The organism is Candidatus Hydrogenedentota bacterium (genome assembly GCA_016791475.1).
In the GTDB taxonomy this organism is placed as follows: domain Bacteria; phylum Hydrogenedentota; class Hydrogenedentia; order Hydrogenedentales; family JAEUWI01; genus JAEUWI01.
Map to the genome: position 1 here is coordinate 52,761 of JAEUWI010000015.1, position 17,567 is coordinate 70,327.

Annotated in this window: 16 protein-coding genes; 6 read left to right on the plus strand and 10 right to left on the minus strand. The window is 61.2% G+C overall.

Going from position 1 to position 17,567, the window contains the following annotated elements; translation table 11 throughout:
* Window positions 1-5 precede the first annotated feature (5 nt).
* Window positions 6-812 carry a 1-acyl-sn-glycerol-3-phosphate acyltransferase gene (locus tag JNK74_10090; protein ID MBL7646525.1) on the plus strand — a complete coding sequence of 269 codons (807 nt, stop codon included), beginning with the start codon at window positions 6-8 and terminating at the stop codon, window positions 810-812.
* A gap of 6 nt (window positions 813-818) precedes the next feature.
* On the opposite strand, the gene JNK74_10095 is transcribed toward JNK74_10090, so the two are convergent.
* From JNK74_10095 to JNK74_10130, 8 genes are all read right to left on the minus strand, one after another.
* Entirely contained in the window at window positions 819-2,033 is a 1,215-nt protein-coding gene (locus JNK74_10095; GenBank protein MBL7646526.1) for a TlpA family protein disulfide reductase, read from the minus strand.
* Window positions 2,034-2,199: 166 nt separating this feature from the next.
* Window positions 2,200-3,042, minus strand: coding sequence for a ChaN family lipoprotein (locus JNK74_10100; protein ID MBL7646527.1), 843 nt, complete (start codon window positions 3,040-3,042; stop codon window positions 2,200-2,202).
* 239 nt (window positions 3,043-3,281) lie between these two features.
* The gene (locus JNK74_10105) at window positions 3,282-3,722 is read right to left on the minus strand and encodes a universal stress protein (protein MBL7646528.1); all 441 of its coding nucleotides are present in this window, start codon (window positions 3,720-3,722) and stop codon (window positions 3,282-3,284) included.
* A gap of 181 nt (window positions 3,723-3,903) precedes the next feature.
* Window positions 3,904-4,629, minus strand: a complete 726-nt coding sequence (locus JNK74_10110; protein ID MBL7646529.1) for a 1-(5-phosphoribosyl)-5-[(5-phosphoribosylamino)methylideneamino] imidazole-4-carboxamide isomerase — start codon at window positions 4,627-4,629, stop codon at window positions 3,904-3,906.
* Window positions 4,629-4,994 (minus strand): 50S ribosomal protein L20, encoded by a 366-nt coding sequence (gene rplT / locus JNK74_10115; protein MBL7646530.1) that lies wholly within the window; start codon window positions 4,992-4,994, stop codon window positions 4,629-4,631. Before rplT ends, JNK74_10110 begins: the two co-directional genes overlap by 1 nt.
* A gap of 146 nt (window positions 4,995-5,140) precedes the next feature.
* Window positions 5,141-5,338 carry a 50S ribosomal protein L35 gene (gene rpmI, locus JNK74_10120; GenBank protein ID MBL7646531.1) on the minus strand — a complete coding sequence of 66 codons (198 nt, stop codon included), beginning with the start codon at window positions 5,336-5,338 and terminating at the stop codon, window positions 5,141-5,143.
* A 179-nt stretch (window positions 5,339-5,517) separates the two neighbouring features.
* Entirely contained in the window at window positions 5,518-6,201 is a 684-nt protein-coding gene (locus tag JNK74_10125) for a translation initiation factor IF-3 (GenBank protein MBL7646532.1), read from the minus strand.
* Window positions 6,202-6,364: 163 nt separating this feature from the next.
* Window positions 6,365-7,753 (minus strand): hypothetical protein, encoded by a 1,389-nt coding sequence (locus JNK74_10130; protein ID MBL7646533.1) that lies wholly within the window; start codon window positions 7,751-7,753, stop codon window positions 6,365-6,367.
* Between the two features lie 419 nt (window positions 7,754-8,172).
* Here JNK74_10130 and JNK74_10135 point away from each other — a divergent pair, with 419 nt between their 5' ends.
* On the plus strand, window positions 8,173-9,132 hold the full coding sequence (locus JNK74_10135; GenBank protein ID MBL7646534.1) for a tRNA glutamyl-Q(34) synthetase GluQRS: 960 nt from the start codon (window positions 8,173-8,175) through the stop codon (window positions 9,130-9,132).
* A gap of 3 nt (window positions 9,133-9,135) precedes the next feature.
* Window positions 9,136-9,612 carry a ribosomal protein L7/L12 gene (locus JNK74_10140; GenBank protein MBL7646535.1) on the plus strand — a complete coding sequence of 159 codons (477 nt, stop codon included), beginning with the start codon at window positions 9,136-9,138 and terminating at the stop codon, window positions 9,610-9,612.
* Between the two features lie 495 nt (window positions 9,613-10,107).
* Here JNK74_10140 and JNK74_10145 read toward each other — a convergent pair whose 3' ends face one another.
* Both JNK74_10145 and JNK74_10150 read right to left on the minus strand, forming a co-directional pair.
* Complete coding sequence (locus tag JNK74_10145) at window positions 10,108-12,747, minus strand: von Willebrand factor type A domain-containing protein (protein MBL7646536.1); 2,640 nt, start codon at window positions 12,745-12,747, stop codon at window positions 10,108-10,110.
* A gap of 12 nt (window positions 12,748-12,759) precedes the next feature.
* Entirely contained in the window at window positions 12,760-13,293 is a 534-nt protein-coding gene (locus JNK74_10150) for a sigma-70 family RNA polymerase sigma factor (GenBank protein ID MBL7646537.1), read from the minus strand.
* Window positions 13,294-13,760: 467 nt separating this feature from the next.
* Here JNK74_10150 and JNK74_10155 point away from each other — a divergent pair, with 467 nt between their 5' ends.
* The 3 genes from JNK74_10155 (at window position 13,761) to JNK74_10165 (ending at window position 17,565) form a co-directional block, all read left to right on the plus strand.
* On the plus strand, window positions 13,761-16,085 hold the full coding sequence (locus tag JNK74_10155; GenBank protein MBL7646538.1) for a metallophosphoesterase family protein: 2,325 nt from the start codon (window positions 13,761-13,763) through the stop codon (window positions 16,083-16,085).
* A 179-nt stretch (window positions 16,086-16,264) separates the two neighbouring features.
* Complete coding sequence (locus JNK74_10160) at window positions 16,265-17,215, plus strand: carbohydrate kinase family protein (protein MBL7646539.1); 951 nt, start codon at window positions 16,265-16,267, stop codon at window positions 17,213-17,215.
* Window positions 17,197-17,565: a hypothetical protein gene (locus tag JNK74_10165; GenBank protein MBL7646540.1), complete on the plus strand. Its 369-nt coding sequence runs from the start codon at window positions 17,197-17,199 to the stop codon at window positions 17,563-17,565. Before JNK74_10160 ends, JNK74_10165 begins: the two co-directional genes overlap by 19 nt.
* Window positions 17,566-17,567: the final 2 nt, after the last annotated feature.

Consider the following 17,567-nt stretch of genomic DNA (forward strand, 5'->3'; position numbering starts at 1 on the left):
AGGAAGTGAAGGTAGAAACCCAAGAGCAAGAAATAACGGTGTCCCGTGCCCATTCCAGCCGACTGCGCACCCTCCTGCGTATAACCAACATGTTGCTGGCGACGGCGCGGGTGGTGCCCCCCTACTATGTCGGCCAGTTTCGCTACCGTAGCGAGGCGGACCGTGTGCGCCTGCTTTATCGGGGCACCCAGGACTGGCTCACGGCCATGGGGCGCGCCGCCGGGATTCGCTCCGTCACCGTGGAGGGCGCCCCACCCGAAAAAGGCTCCTTCATCGCGCCGAACCACATCACCTATGCGGACATTTGCGCCCTGAGCACCGCCACGCGCATGTGGTATGTATCCAAGGCCGACGTGCTCAATTGGCCCCTCTTCAACCGCCTCTTTCGCTTCTCGCGCAACCTCACCGTGGATCGCGACAATATCCGTTGCCTCTCCGCAACCAACGAGAGCATCGCCCGGCGAATTCAGGAGGGCTACAACGTCTGCGTCTTCCTGGAAGGCACCACAGGCGGCGGAGACGTCATCCTTCCCTTCCGCGGCCCCTTGCTCCAGCCCGCACTGGACGGCGGCGTGGACATTGTACCCGTGTGCATCAAGTGGCGCGCGGACGATCCCGCCATCGACGTCACCCAGGACATCGCCTACTGGCGCGGCACGCCCATGGGGCCCCATGTCATGCGCTTCCTCGGCTTCAACGGCGTCCACGCCACGGTCCGCTTCGGCACACCGATCAAGGCGGAGGGTGATCGCAAAGTCCTGGCCGAAACCGTGCGCGACGCTGTCGTGGCCATGCATGAAGAGATGAGTTAAGCACCGCTACTTGTCGAGTGCTTTCGCGACCGCGGGTCTGATACTTTCACCCCGCAGATCCGTGGCCGCAATCTTGCCATCGGGCCCTATGAGAATGATGTGCGGAATCCCCCGCACGCCATAGTCGTCGGGAAGGGTCGCGTTGGACCAATCTCCCAGAAAACCCTGGGACCACCCGAGTCCCTCCTTCTCCACGAACTTCTTCACCGTTTCCGCCTCGCCATCAAGACTCAAAGCGACCATGGCAAAGTCGGGGTTATCCTTGAACTCGTCGTAGACCGCCTTCATATTGGGAATTTCACCCACACAGGGTCCGCACCAGGTGGCCCAGAAATCGAGCAACACATGCTTACCCGCCAGATCCGAAAGCTTGAGCGACTTTCCGTCGAGCGTGGAAACCTCGAAGGATGGCGCAATGTCGCCCACCTTCAGACGCTTGTATATTTTGACATCCAGGGTACCCAGATCAATCGGCTCCTCCCCATCGCCTTCGGGTACGATTACCTGGCGGGTCGCCTGTCCGATGCCCATGCCGAAATCCGTGGCGTTTGCGTCGCCCACTTCAATCCACAGGCCATAGTCTCCCGGTGGCACGTCCGATAGGGAAAAACGACCGTCCTCCTCCACATCCGCGACAATCATCGTCGCCGCGGCCCGAAGGGCCTTTCCTTCATCCGACTCCTGGAAAGTCCCCCACCACGCCTGCATCTCCTCCCGCTCCAGATTCGCCGGTGGGTTCGGCCACTTCACATTGCTGTGGAGGAAGCGACTGCTCCCACCCTGCCAGCCTACCTCGATATCCGTTTCGCCCTTGGCGGCCATTTTCCCGACAATTTTTCGGCCGCCCTTGCCGATCTCGACCTGCAGGGTTTCGCCGGGCTTCGGGAATAACGTCTTCGTGTGGCTCGTCATACTGGCGGTGGTGCTTTTCTCTTTCACCTTCTGAATGATGGTCACGAAGCGCCCCACCGTGACCTCCTCCGGATGGACAGACTCGAAGACAAACTTCCCGTCACTGCCCGCCTGGACGGTATTGGCCTTTTCATTGAGATCGTGGGACTTCTGATAGTTCAGAATGATCTCACCCGGGGCCGGTTTTCCATCCTTGTAGTGGACGCCCTCAATTCGGGCCATCTCCTCGGCCACAGCCCCGCCCATCAAGAACAGTACAGAAGCGGCCAGACCGCGTCCAAATAAGATTCCCCAACGATTCGTACCCATGACACGCCCTCGTGCTGGTTGAGAGGGGTCTCGATGCCGTCGTAGAAGCCGGACCCCTCGATCGGTGCGTTACTGCCGAAAGCGTCCACATGAAACAGGCGAACGCCTATTCCTTAATACGCCCGAAGGGTACGATCTGTCAACAAAAAAACACGAGGACCGTGCGTCACTTACCCGCTGGAGGCCGATACACCACAAGATCCGCCCGGCCACTGTCCCCCTCCCTCAAGGTGGTCGACTCCGCCTTATCCAGGCTGATGGTGAGAATCTTTGCCTCCGGCGCCGCCGCCTTCATCCGCAGGAGGAGCCCGCCGCCGTGATCCGTGTGGAACTGGCCCACCATCAACATCGCCCTGCCATGGGTGCGCCACGCCTTGACCACCGAGTCCGCCATGGTCGCATCCCACACCTGCTGCGCCCGGAACATGCCCGCGAGTTGTTCTTCGGTAAACTCGGGCATGGTGTGCGCGTTCCCCCCCTGCCCTTTGGCCGGCGGCGCGCTGTGGTGACTCATCGTCGCCTTGAATCGCTCATAATAGGCCGATTGCTCGATTGGGGCGGGCACCACGAACTGTTCCGGGTAAGCCTCTGCGAAAGTCGCAAGCGCATCGAAACTCTCCAGGCGCCCGAGACGTGTGAATCGCCGGGGGGCATTGGCCGCAATTACAGGAGACCCATTTTCTCTGGCCGCGTCCACAATGGGCTGGTAAAACTCGTCCCACTTGCCCTTGGCCCCCCAGTCTCTCGACTCGGTAATGTCCACCAGAGTCTTCTGGGAGATACGGCCCGCCAGGTAGGCGTCCACCAGCGCCTGCTCGTCCCGCTCAAACATTTCCATGCACACGGCCACCCGGCCCCGCGCCGCCAGGATCCCGCTGAGGGCCGCCTGGAAACGGTGCGCCTGCGGATCGTCGTGTTGCTCCGCCAGCACAACGATATCGGCCGCGCCCGCCCGCGCCACAAGATCGTCCCACGTCACAACCGCATTGTCCGCACCTAACACGATCATCTGTTCTGGCTTTACTTCGGGCGGAGAGTCCCCGGGATCGCGGGAACCGTGAGGTCCGCCGGTTGTCGCACACCCGCTGGCAAAGCCAAGAAAGGACGCTAACAGCAGGAAGAGATATCTGGAGAAGGCTGAATTCATGGCGGGTTCCTGCTGGATCGGCAGAGCGATATACGAACAATACTTTTGTATAGCCATCATAACAAAACCAACTTCATCAATCAATCGCTGTGCGGGGCGGCTTAACTCCGCCGCGCGGGAACCACCAGAACCGGACAGGTGGCGCGGGACAAGACCCCCTCGCTCACGCTGCCCACCAGCAGGTTGTAGACCGCGCCGTGGCCGTGAGAGCCTACGACAATGAGGTCCGCGCCAAGCTTGCCCGCCTCTTCCAGAATCTTTTCGACGACGGGCCCTTGAAGCACACGTCCGTGGGCATCAATGCCCTCTTCGCGAAGTTTTCCGCACAGGCTGTTCTCCTCCTTGAAGTGCTGGACCGCGTCCCGGGCCACCTGATCGCGAACATGCTGCGGTCCCGCGCCGTAGCCGACGAAATCGGGCTCAGGAGGCTCGACATGAAGGAGATAGAGGGTCGCACCGCAGGCGCGGGCCATCTCCCCGGCCCTGTCCACGAGACCTTCGGTGACGTCTGAAAAATCTATGGCGGCCAGAATGGTCTTCATCCTTCGATTCCTTCCGATGATTCACGCGACAGGGCGGCCGCGCGGTACACCCGGGCTTCGCACGACGCGTTGCTACAGTCTACAAATCCCCGGGGGGTGTTACAAGCGCGGGGGAGGGCCAACAAGAAAGGGCCCCAGCAACGCGGCTGGAGCCCTCTACAAAACACATTCTGGTTCAGCGTTACGCGGCGGCGGTTGCGACCGCTTCCTGGACACTGAACTTCTCCAGATAGAGTGCGCGACCGATGATGACCTCATCGATCCCATCGCTCTCCAACGGGCGGATTGCGCGAACGTCGTCCAGGCTGGACATTCCGCCGGAAATGGTCACCGGGATGGAAATGGCCAGAGCCAGCTCTCGAGTCGCCTCGATATTGGGCCCCTTCATCATGCCGTCACTCAAAATGTCGGTATAAATAATCCGAGCGGCGCCGGCGGCCTCGACCTCGCGGGCAAAGGCAATTGCGTCGCGCTCCGTGTCTTCCAGCCAGCCGCTCAGCGAGAGCTTGCCCGCGCGCGCGTCAATACCCACGGCGATCTTTCCGGGGTGCGCTTCGCAGGCCTCCCGCAGGAGCGCCGGATCGCGATAGGCCGCCGTACCAAGTATGACCCGGCTCGCACCGGCCTCAAGAATCGCCTCGATCGTCTCGCGGTTGCGGATGCCCCCGCCAACTTCATAGGGGATGCCCGCCGCCTTGAGCGCCCGAAGCTCGGACTCCACACAACAGCGACCCGCTTTGGCGCCGTCCAGATCGACGATATGGATCAGCCCTTCACCGAGAGCGTCCCACCAGGTCTGGGCCTGGGCGACGGGATTCTCGGAAAAGACGGTCTCCTGATCGTAGTCACCCTGAACCAGGTTGACACAGAGTCCGCCACGGATATCGACCGCGGGAACAATGCGCATCAGGAAGCGGCTTCCATCGACGCTTTGACGGTCTCGCAGAGCTGCGCGAAGGCGGCTTCGTCGTGGACCGCCAGATCGGCGAGGACCTTGCGGTCGAGGTCGATGTTGGCGATCTTCAGCCCGCTGATGAAGCGGCTGTAGGTGATGCCGTTGGCGCGGGCGCCTGCATTGATGCGGGCGATCCACAGTTTGCGGAACTCGCGCTTCCGTACCTTGCGGTCGCGGTAGGAATATACGCCGGCGTGCTCGACGGCCTGGATGGCGGTCTTAATGAGGCGGTGATGACTTCCGCGGTAGCCGGAGGCTTCCTGTAATACTTTCTTGCGGCGCTGGCGGGATGCGGGACCGTTTGTAGATCTTGGCATGGTAAGTTCCTTTCTCTAAACACGCGCCCGGCGCATAGCGGAAGGGGCATGTTTTTCAATCTTTTGGCTCGACCCGCACGCACGGAGGCGTTCTATCGCGGCGGCGCGGTTCTGGGTGACGACTGATTCTGGCCTGCAATCCCTGCTTAGAGGTAGGGGAGCATCGCCTTGACGCGCTTCAATTCGGTGGAAGCGACCTCGGTGATCTTCCGCAGCGCGCGGCGAACCTTGGCGGACTTCCCGTTCATCAGGTGACGCGCGCCCTGCTTGTGGGATACAATCTTGCCGTTCTTCGTCTTCTTGAAACGCTTGGCGGCGGCGCGGTTGGTCTTAATCTTGGGCATTGACTTTCCCTCCATAAGGGGTAACGAAAAAGTTGATACTCACAGCCGATGCCGGGGTTGAATCACACCGACATCCTGCTTTCGGGCGCCTCGGGGCCGCCTGAACAAAACAAGGGAAACGCGCCATCCGGAGAAATACTTCCCAGGACTTCGCCTGTTCCCAAAACCACGCTTCCCGTCTACTTCGCAGCCTTGGAGGGCTGCAGCACGATGCTCATGTTGCGCCCCTCGAGGCGGGTTGCCGCCGGGTTGTATTCCCCGGTGCACAAATCCGCCGTCTCTTCCACGACCTTGACGAGAATTTCACGGCCAAACTCGGGGTGGGCCATCTCGCGTCCGCGAAACATCACCGTGATCTTCACTTTGTTCCCCTCTTCGAGGAACTCGCGCACGTGCTGTTTCTTGTACTCAAAATCGTGCTTGTCGATTTTGGGCCGGAACTTGATTTCCTTCACCGTGACCGTGTGCTGGTTCTTGCGTGATTCGCGCGCGCGCCGCTTCTGCTCGTACCGGAACTTACCGTAGTCCATAATCCGGCAAACGGGCGGCACCGCGAGCGGGGCGACTTCCACCAGATCCAGTTCCCTGGTCACGGCCTCCCGAAGCGCGTCCGGCGACGACATGATGCCGAGCTGGTTGCCTTCGTCGTCCACCACGCGCACCTGGCGGGCGCGAATCTGTTCATTAATGCGGACCTTATCTTCTTCTCGCTTGATTGGCGGCCTGGCTATGAGTATAACCTCCTCTGGGACGTGCCCCGGGTTACGTTGGGCCTGAATCCGGCATCGGACCCCGGCTCCGGGGGCCACACAATAAAAAATCGGCAAAGGAGCCAGTCCTTTGCCGATTTGGAACGTACCCATTTCGGGCAGCATCAATTCTTGCTGCATACTAACCCGGCTGGCTGGCATACGCCGCCGCGAGGTGAGGGACCGGCGTCCCTACTTGGATAACCCGTACACCGGGTTACAACAGCCGGTAGTGTAGCAGATGCGCGGCGGCCAGTCAAACCGACCACCGCCCTTTTCAGAGCGGAATCTCGTCGTCCGGCGCATGATGCGCGGCCGTCCCCACCAGCAGCACCGTGGCGGCGATACCGATGAGCATGCCGACCCACGGATTGAAGATTGCCAGCGCCACGGCGGTAAACAACACCACCCCCCGCTCTATGGTCGTCCGGGGTATCGCCATGGCCACAAAGGCACAGGCAAAACCGGTCAACACCAGGGTCAGCGACAGGGCCACACCCATCAACGGTTTCAATGCGGTCACCATGGGCAGAAAAAACCAGAGAATCGGCACGCCAAAGACGTAGTAGGAGTGAATGCCGCTGAAAATGGAGTCCATGGACTTGCGGCCATCGGCCCAGCGCTGAACGATAACCACCTGCACCCCCGTCCACAGGGCACCCTGATACGGGAAGAAGGGCGCGGTAAGCGACTGGAGGGCGTTGCGAATGGCGATGGAGATATGGCTGCGGTTCGTGTTGATGTCGATCTTCTCGTCCGGCCGGGCCTTCTCCGCCGCAAGAATGATCTCCGTGCCGGTTATAATATCGCCAAACAAAATCACGTAGCTCATCAGGGCCAGGGGCAGCGCCTGAAGAAACACCGCGGGCTCGGGAAAACCGATGGAGAAGGGCGACATCTTCGCAAACATATCTCCAAAGGGCAGCGCGAGAAAGCCCCACTGGATATCGTAAACAATTTCCGCCGGACCCTCCGGAAACAAACCCGTCAGCGGCCCGATGATGGCCGCCGTCAGGAAGCCGGGAAGCAGCCCCAGACTCGCCAGCAGGGCCACCCAGCGAAATTTCTTCTTGTAGCCCTGGAGTGGCTCCGAAAAAATCAGCAGCATACAGACCACCAGCGCGGCAATGGTGGTGACCGGTTGCACGAAGAGATACTTCTCGGCGTCGTCCAGAAACACGCGCTTGAGCGCGGCGATGGCCGCACCTAGAATAATGCCGCCCTTCAGGGCATCCGGAATCCACGCGATAAAGCGGCTCCCCAGCCCCGTGATACCCAGGACAAACAGGATCACCGAAAGGTTCATCGCCGCCGCCGTCATGAAATGAATACGCTGCTCCGGCGTCATGTCGGGGCTGCCGATGGCCAGCAGCATCAAGGGCAGTGCCGGCGTGATCATGCCCGGCGCGTAGGGCTCGCCAAACAAAATCGGCGCGGTGCAAAGGAGCAGCGACTGAATAAACATGCACGCGACCGCCTCCTCAAAGGTCAGCCCCATGAAATTCGTCAGGATCGGCACCGTGGCCAGGCCCGTCGCTCCGGCGACAAAGATTCCCTGAAGGAGATCGGGCCACTCCACGCGCGTGTGGATAAACGGAATCCGCGCCGTGAAGGGCCCCCATTGAATACCCGGATGTACCGCTCCCGCTTCCCGAATGCTCGCCATACACAACTCTCCCATCTTGGACCCACCACGTGCCGGGTCTCGACCTCTTGCCTCCGCGCCGAAGCGCGCCACTGCGCTCACACAAGCCCCTAACAATACCAGTACCGGTCACGAATTGCCACCGCTTGCGGCGGAGGAGAAAGCGCTGTAGAGTAGAGGGGGCAGATTGACCTCCCAAAGGAACATCGGCCCACTGAATTACAAAGGAATCGCGCAAGTTGGGAGCGCTGGCATCCCCGCCGGCAATGGGCCGTAGGTGCGATTTAGACTGGCGGGCATCAAAAAAGTGCCCCATAGCGCGACTGGAGCCAAGGCAGCTTGAAAACTTGGATACAAAATGCCGGCAGGGATGCCGACGCTCCCAGCCTGCGCGTGCCCTTTCAATCAGCGGTCGTGTGCCCCATTCAGAAAGCGAGTGAGTGACACGATATTTGCCAGATCACAATGAAGCTCCTGCCCCGTGGGTCACGCGCTTCGCCCCGAGCCCGACGGGATACCTTCACCTCGGCCATCTGGTCAACGCCATCTATGTCTGGGGCCTTGCTCGCGCCCTGGACGGTCGCGTTATCCTCCGCCTGGAGGACCACGACCGGGGACGCTGCCGACCCGCCTATGAAGCCGCCATCCACGACGATCTCGCCTGGCTGGGCCTCACGCCGGATGGTGATAGCCTCGATTCGCTACAGCGACGCCCCTCGTCCTATCGCCAGTCGGATAACGTCGCACGCTACCAGACCGCCCTCGAGTCACTCGCGGCCCGAGGCCTGGTTTACACCTGTACCTGCTCCCGCGCGGCCATCCTCGCACGCACCGGCCCCCAGGGGGCCGAGCTATGCTACGATGGACATTGCCGCGACGCCGGATACCGACCGGATGTGGAGGGTGGAACACGTCTGCGGCTGGACGATGAAACCGTCGTCGTAGAGGATGTCCGCATGGGCGCCCTGCGACAGACGCCGTCCCGCCAGTGCGGCGATCTACTCTTGAAAGATCGCCATGGCTGCTGGACCTATCACTTTGCGGTGGTGGTTGACGATTTGGAGCACGGCGTCAATCTGGTGATCCGCGGCGAAGACCTGCTCGACTCCACGGGGCGTCAGGTGCTGCTGGGCGGATTGCTGGGCCGTGAGGCGCCGCCGGCATTTCTGCACCACCCCCTCATCACCGCGCCCGACGGAGCCAAGCTGAGCAAGCGGGACTTCGCGAAAGGCCTTCGAGACTATCGCGCCGAAGGCCGAAGCGCCGCCAGTGTGCTCGGCGAAGCCGCCTGGCGCGTGGGCCTGCTGCCGGAAGGCGAAACGCTGAGCGCGGACAGGATTCCCGCGCTGTTTGAAGATGATAGGATGGTGCAGACATTGCTCAAACGTGAACGGAGTTAACCGATGAACGAACTATCGCATGAAGAGACCGGCAGGTTGACGGACCTGATTCTCGCGGGGCAAAAAATCGAGGCGATCAAACACTACAAAGAAATCACAGGCATGGGGCTCAGGGAATCAAAAGAGTTCATCGACGACCTGGAAGCGCAATTGCGTCGGGATTATCCAGACTTCCCCCAGAATCCCGCCACTTCCCCAAAGTCACACCGGCCATCAATGGGCAATATGCCCGAGGAAGACGCGAAGAAGATGACGGATTTCATCTTCGCCGGGCAAAAGATTGCGGCGATCAAGATGTATAAGGAAGCGACGGGGCTGGGGCTGAAGGAGTCGAAGGACGTCATCGACGCGCTGGAAAAGCAGTTGCGCGAGGAATGCCCGGAAGAATTCGCGCACGCGGCGAAGACGGGGTGCAGTGTAGTGTTGGTGGGCGGGATTCTTGCATTTGCGGCGGCGACTGGGATTCTTGGCTGGGCGTGACGTGGGGACGTACCGCCGCAAGGGCCCCAAACAGTCGCGCCAAAAGCCCGACGACATCCTCACCACCCAACCGACCGAAGCCCACACCAACGCGGCGGCATGTCCCTGGGGAACCTGGAATCGCGACAGGATGCAGCATCGGATCACCCCACACATCCCCTGGGACAGGCACGCGCGTTAGCAATTCCGTCGCGACGGTGAGTGGAGTGATGCGACTTTATGGGACTTATGGGACTTATGAGTCGTATGAGTCGTATGAGTCGTATGAGTCGTATGAGTCGTATGAATCCGCCCAGTGCACCGCCGACATATCCTTGGCCCCATAAGACCCATAAGACCCATAAGACCCATAAGACCCATAAGACCCATAAGACCCATAAGACCCATAAGCCCCATAAGACCCATGGTCCCATCCCCGCCCCCCCCCCCCACACACAATCAAAAATCCGGCGGGCGCTTTCGCACCCGCCGGAATGCCCCCTCCCCGCCGCAGCCTTATTGATTCTGCGTGCTCAACGTCTTCGCCGTGATAACCAAATCCACAAAAGCCTCTCGATCCGCGTCGCCGTTGGCCGCGCCGCGCGCCAGCTCGATGATCCGGTCGAAGTTCGTGCTGTGTCGGTAGCCGCTGTTGCGCAATACCTGACCGAAGGCCGCCACGGCGGAGGCGAAGCGGAAGTCCGCATCGACCTCGCGCAGGTCGCCGTTCATGGCGAGGAGGGGCACATCGATCTTCGTGCTTTCGTTGCCATCGGGCTGCTTATAGCGCATTTTCACCGTGAGCCATTCTCCCGCGGGTACCGGGATGGGAACGGGCATCGGCTCCGGCGCGAAGCGCTCTTCACCGCCAAATCCTGGCTTGGCAGGCTCCACCACATCGGTGCCGGGCGCGGGAACGCCGGTCTGATATTTCAGCGCATCGACACTGGGTACCCCCGGCTGTACTTCCACCGGTGCACTCGGCTCGGTGCTCTGGTATTTCAGCGCGTCCACACCGGTCATCGGCCGGACACCCGCCGGGATGATCTCGTAGAGCGCCGTCACGGTATGGCCCGCGCCGATCTCGCCCGCGTCCTTCGTGTCATCGTTAAAGTCCTGATTCGCCAGAGCGCGGTTTTCATAGCCCAGCAGGCGGTAGTGGGACACCTTCGCGGGGTTGAATTCCACCTGGATCTTCACGTCCTTCGCGATGGTCTGGAGGGTGCCCGAGAGCTGGTCGACCAGAGCCTTCCGCGCCTCGGCGTGGTTGTCGATGTAGGCATAGTTGCCGTTACCGCGATTGGCCAGTTGCTCCAGCGTGGAGTCCTTCAGGTTGCCCATCCCGAAACCGAGGGTCGTCAGGAACACCCCCGACTTCGCCCGCGATTCGATGAGGCCCATGAGGTCGCCATGCTCCGTCGTGCCCACATTGAAGTCGCCGTCCGTCGCCATGACAACGCGGTTGATGCCTTCCTTGATGAAGTTGCTCTGGGCCAGGTCATAGGCCATCTGGATGCCACCGCCGCCGTTGGTGCTGCCGCCGGAGTTGAGGCTTTCGATGGCCTGCGTGATCGCCGCGCCTTCGCTGCACGGCGTCGAGCCGAGCACCTGCCGCGCATCGCCCGCATAGGTCACGATGCCCACGCGATCCTGAGGCCGAAGCTGGCTGAGGAGCGTCTTCATGGACTCCTTCACCAGGGGCAGCTTGTTCGCGTCACCCATGGAGCCGGAGACATCCAGCAGGAAGACCAGGTTCGCCGGGGGCCGCTCGCTGGCGGGCACTTCCTTGCCCTTCACGCCGATGCGCACCAATTGCCGCTCCGGTGCCCAGGGCGCGGGCGCGCCATGGACCGCCACCGCGAAGGGACGTCCGTCCGTCGGCTGGGGATAGCTGTAGGCGAAGTAGTTGATCATTTCCTCGATGCGCACCGCGTCCGCCGGGGGCAACTGGCCCTGGCTCAGAAAGCGCCGCACATTACTGTAGGCCGCCGTGTCCACGTCGATGCTGAAGGTGGACAGGGGTTCGTCCTTCACCGCCACAAAGGGCTTCACACCCGCGACCTTGACGTAGGTCTCCGTGCCGGGACCACTCACGATTTCCGTGGGCTTGTCGGTGGGGGTGTTCCACTGCCAGAGATTGTCGTTTTGCGGCTCGCGAATCTTAAACTCGAGCGCTTCTTCGTGATTCGAGGCCACGATGGTTGGGAGCTCGGACTGGCCCGTCAGGTTGCCGACGTTGTACTCGGCCCATTGTTCTTCTGGGGCTAGCTCTTTGGGCTTTGGCTCCTCTCTAGGCTTCTCTTTGGATTTGCTATCTGCGCCTGTCGGATTGGGTGCGTATTGATCCGTGCGATCCGAACTATTTTCATAGCTTAGGCTCAAGCCATCCTGCAGATTGGCTTTCATTTTGAGACGGTTTCGGGCCTCGACGATGGCGGGGTCCTCAGGGGTGCTGCCCTCAGACTCAGAAAGTCGACCATACCCATAATATTCATCCTTGGATGGCTGAGTTTCAAGCCCGGTGCGCGGGTCGAAACCACCGCTGCCCGGCGTGCCCAAGGGGTCGCCGCCGATGTCGGTCATTACTACGTTGGGTTCCTGTGGAGGAATGGGTTCAGCTTCGTATGTGCTGTAGGAACGGGTCAGGTCGTGTACTTCCACACCAGCTCGAATTGGCCTGGGCTCCTGTTTCTTCTCCGGTTCCGGGCTTAGTGCGATGCCTTCGGGCTCAGCCAATCTAGCGAGCTGACTCTCAATGCGGTCGGCCTCCGCGCCTGCCGCAGATTCGTGGACTCGTAACGCCAAGGGCTTAGGGTGCATCCCATACGTCGGAACGGCAACCCGCACCAGGAAGCCCAAAAACACGAGAGCGGCAACGCCCGCAAGTATTTTGAGCACTCGCTTGCGAAATGGCACCACCTCCCCCACCGTCCCCACAATCGCGGCGCGTTGCTCATCGCTCAGCGCCACGCCCGCATCCTCCTCGTGCAGGATTCGCCGCGTCATTTCGGTGACGCCGCGCAGTTCTTCCACGAGTTCGCGGGCTTCCTTGTTTTCTTCTTGTTCCAGTGCGGCGGCCACCGTGAGGGCTTCGCCGTCTTCCAATTCGCCGAGGACGTAGTCCATCAGGCGAGGATCATCGAGTTCGAGTCGCATTTGGGGACTCCTTTACTGGCCCACGGCCGGGTTGAGGCGGCCCTGGAGTTGTTGGCGGAGGGTCTTGAGGGTCGTGTGGATCACGTAGCGGATGTTGTTCAGGTCGTGCCCGGTGACCTCGCTGATTTCCTGATAGGAGAGTTCATTCTGAAATTTGAGGCGGAATATCTCCTGGTTTTTCGCCGGGAGTCCCGCCAGCACGGCGTGGACCAGGGCCTCGGTCTCGTGACCCTCGGCCACGGCGCCGGGGGCCGGTTTGGTATCGGGGCGGGATTCCGCCTGTCCTTCTGCCAGGGCTTGCATGCGGTTTTCCTTCTTGAGGACATCGAGGGCGCGATTGCGGCAGACCCGGTAGAGCCACGGGGCGAGGTAGGCTTCGATTTGATCCCACTCCGCCGTACACAGCTTTAAAAAGGTGTCCTGCACGATGTCCCGCGCCAGCTCGCTGTTGCCGGTTAGGCGCGTTGCGTAACGCAATAAGGGGGCCTCGTATCGATCCAGGGCCTCCCGCACGCGGTCCGCGCGGCGTTGCTCTTCCTTGCTCATCCACTCTGCTCCGGAACCTGGGTTAAACCGTCCGTGGCGCGGCGAGTGTTACTCAGGCAAACCCCGCGATGGCTAAGGACTTAAGGGACTGAAAAGACTTGAAGGACCCATGGCCTCAATACCACCGACTCCGCCGCTGTCCTTTAAGTCCTTTCCGTCCTTTAGGTCCTTCCTCCCTGCCGGGCATCCTCGAACAACTACCTGCCTTGCTATTGCTTATAACGCCCACGGAGGAAATGTGTTTGAAGTAATTTCACGCTCATGCTACAGGGTATGAACCCGAAAAGGGGAATAGGTTCGGAAAGACGGGAGCACGGGTTTTCTTACCCGTGTACGCGCCGACGGCGCACGCGCGGGTAGGAATACCCGCGCTCCCGCTACACGGGTAGGAAAACCCGTGCTCCCGTCTATATACTACCCCCGGCTCCACCGAGCCCCGACGCTTAGCCCCCCAAGGAGTACCCCCCGTGAAGCGCCTTTCCCTGCTCTTGACCTTGGCCACCTTTTCCGTTTTCCACGCCCGTGCCGAATGGGATTTCGATTCCACCGTCCAGCTTCTGGTCCAGGACTGGCGCTATGTCGCCACGAAGACAGTCTTTCCGGCGCCGCCCGAGGTCTCCCCGAAGGAACTACCCATCGTCACCTTGCCGTGGGCTGTCGAGCGTCCACGGGCCGGGGCCTGGTTCACGGCGGAAGTGACCATCCCCGAGGCATGGGGCGAAAAGCAGGTGGTGCTGACGCTGGAGGCCGAAGGCCCCGTGACGGTCATGGCCAACGGCAAGCTCGTGCGGGACATCCCCGGCACAGGCACAAATGAACTTTCCTTGCTGCTTCCGCCCGATATCCAGGGTGGCGATCACCTCGTGCTCGCGCTGGGCATGCGCCATGGCGATAAACCCGCGCAATTGACCAAAGTGAAGCTCCAGGGCGAACCCCGGGGACTCACGGGGGCCATGAGCGCCGCCAATGCCGCCTTTGACGGCCTGAAGGATTATGCGGAGCCGCTGGGACCGTGGAAACGCATGGTGAAAGGGCCCGACGACAGCGCCTTCAAGCCCGAATTCGACGACACAACGTGGGAAGTGGTGAAGGTGAATGATCCCTGGGAAGGCGATCAGGTCCCCGCGTGGTACCGCGCCCGCTTAACGGTGCCCACGACCATTGCGGGCATGAACACGGTCCAATTTGCGCCATTGCTCGCGCTGGACTTCGACGATCCGGGCGAGTGCTACCTGAATGGCGTGAAGATCGAGCCGGTAAGCAAAGACACGCGCGGCAGTATCTTCGCCATGCCCGAAGGCGTGAAGCCGGGCGACGAAATCTTTGTCGCGGCGCGGATCCTGAACCGCTGGGGCTCGGGCAAGCTGCGCCAGGCCGCGTGGCGCGTTGCGGATATCGACGCGGGCTATCAGATCAAACTGGAAATACAGGAAGAGCTCAACCGCCTCGCCACGTGGATCCGAAGCAACGACCAGCCGCGCACGGAATGGGTGGCGGCGATCGAGGCCCTGACGGCCCCCCTGACGACCGCCAACGCGGACATGACAAAGTTCACCGGGACCTTGCAAAGCGCCCAGACTGCCGTAGCGGCGCTGAAGGCCGAGGTGCAGTCCGATCCCGTCCTGTTGCTCCAGCCCTATCTCCAGGATCTTCGGCCCGACCAGATTACGGTGGTTTTTGAGACCAGCGCGCCCCTCCCATCCACCGTGCGCTATGGCGTGGACACGTTGAACAAACAGGTTACCGAGGGAAGCAGCGTCAGCACGATCCACAAGGTCGTGCTCAGCGATCTGAAGCCCGCCACGACGTATCAATATCAGGTGGTAGCCGGACGTCAGGAGACGAAGACCTATAGCTTCACCACGGCCCCCGACGGCCCCGCGCCCTTCAATTTCATCGTGTGGGCCGATCATCAGGGGGGCTACCGCATGACCGAGCGCGTGGCCCGTGCCATCGGTCGCGACTCGGCCAGCTTCGTCATCAGCGTGGGCGACGTGGTGAATCGGGGCATCAACTGGGACGAGTGGTCCTACCAGTACCTCATCCCCGCGCGCTACTTCCAGCACAAGTTCCCCAGCTACATCGCCATGGGCAACCACGAGTACGGTGGCTTCGACGGCAACCCGGATATCCCCGCCTTCGACCACTACTTCAAGCACCCGGACACCTCGGAGGGCAGCACGAACTATTACTATTCCTTCGCCCACGCCAACGCCCACTTCATCATCCTGGAGCCCCTGAAGATCAAGCAACGCCTCCACGCGGACCCGGCGCTGGGCAACACAGTCGATCCGAGCGACCCGCAGATGGTCTGGCTGGAAAAAGAACTGAAAGACAATCAGGGTCAATACGACTGGACCTTCGTGTTCTTTCACGAGCCCGCCTTCTCCGAGACCTGGAGCGGCGGCTACTATGACGGCGAAGATTTCATCCGCAACGGCATCACGCCCATGCTGGAACAGTACGACGTGGACTTCACCTTCAGCGGCCACACCCACGCCTACGAGCGCGGCTTCCCCCATCCCGCCGACGGCCCGAACAACGTGATCCACATTATCAACGGCGGCGGTGGCGGCAGCCTGGATAACCACAAGTACAAAGAGTGGGATCAGGTCGACCTGCCCGATCACCCCGCCCGCCCCGATAGCGACGAACCCGACGAAGGGGCCTATTACCGCCACCACTACCTCAAGATCGCCATCGACGGAAAGAAGCTCGACTTCAAGGCCCAGGAAGTATTGCCCAACGGGCGATTGGGCGACCTGATGGACGATTTCCGGCTGGAGAAGTAACGTCGAATCTACAATGCTGACCAATCAGACGGATTAGACTGATCTAATCGATTTAACCCCGATCCGTCTGATCCGTCTGATCAGTCCGATTGCCCGCCCGCAACATTGCGCCCCGATCCTCAACTTGCTATACTCCAAGTGCTGCAAAACAAACCATTTTCTATTGAAGGGCGCATTGCATGGCGTTTGATCTTGTTACCATCGGTTGTGTATGTGCCGATGTGAAAGCACAACCCGTAGACCAGCTCCCCGCACGGGGCACCCTCGGCCTCATTCCCTCGCTGGAAATGACCATGGGAGGCCTCGCCGGCGTCACCGCCGCCGTTTTTAGTCGCCTCGGCGGCAAGGCGGCCTTTGCCGGTTGCCTCGGCAGCGATCCCTTCGGGAATTTCCTCATCGAAGCCTTCCAGGAAGCCGGGGTAAACACCCAGGGCATCCGCCGGGTGGACGACTGCGGGTCGGCCGCAACAGTCGTGCTTATCGGCAGCGATGGCGAGCGCACCTTCCTTCACCATGTCGGTACCGTTGGCATCCTGTCGGAGGACGATATCGATTTCGACATGTGCCAGCGCACGAAGGTCTTCCATTGGGGCGGTCCCGGCCTGACCCCGAAGCTCCATGGCGAGCCCATCGGGCGGGTCTTTAAGCGCATCCAGTCTTTTGGCGTCCGTACCTCCATCGACACCTGCTTCGACGGTTCCGGCACCTGGCTGCCCTTGATGGAAGCGGCCCTGCCCCACACGAATATCCTCTGCACGAGCATGAGCGAAGCCCCCCACTATTCCGGTAAGACCGAGCCTGGCGAAATCTTGGATTTCTTCGCGGGTTTCGGCATCGAGCACATCCTGCTGAAAATGGGAGGCGACGGACTGCTGGTGCGCGACAACAACGAGACCATCGCGTTCAAAGCCCACGACGTCAAGGTGGTGGATGGCACGGGTGCGGGCGATGCGGCCTGCGCCGGCTTCATCTATGGCCTGACGAAAAAATGGCCCCTGGCGCGCTGCGGCGCCCTGGCCAATGCCATCGGCGCATTGACCGTGCAAACCACGGGCAGCGCAGGCCCCAACATCAATCTGGATGCCGCCACCCATCTGATGGAGAAGCAACCATGTCAAGTTACTTCCTAGCCGCGATGATCGCCGGTGTGGCTCTGATTCACGGTGCCGAGCCGGCCGCCGATGCTCCGGTCACGCAGGAAGCCGCCCCGGTGGAAACGCCTGCGCCGCCTGCCGCCGAGCCCGGCGCGCTGCCCAACATCGATCTGCCCGCGCAAACGACCCAGGGCGAGCCCGCCCCTCCCCAAACCCTGGGGGAGCCAAAGGCGGAAACACCCACCGGAACGACGCCAACCACCACCACGGTCAGCGAAGTACCCGCGACCGAAGCGCCCCTCGAAGAATTGGTTCGCCCCACGGAAAAGAAGGATCGGAGCGGCAAGAAAGTTGCCGCGTTCTGGTTCATCACAACGGGAAAGTAAAT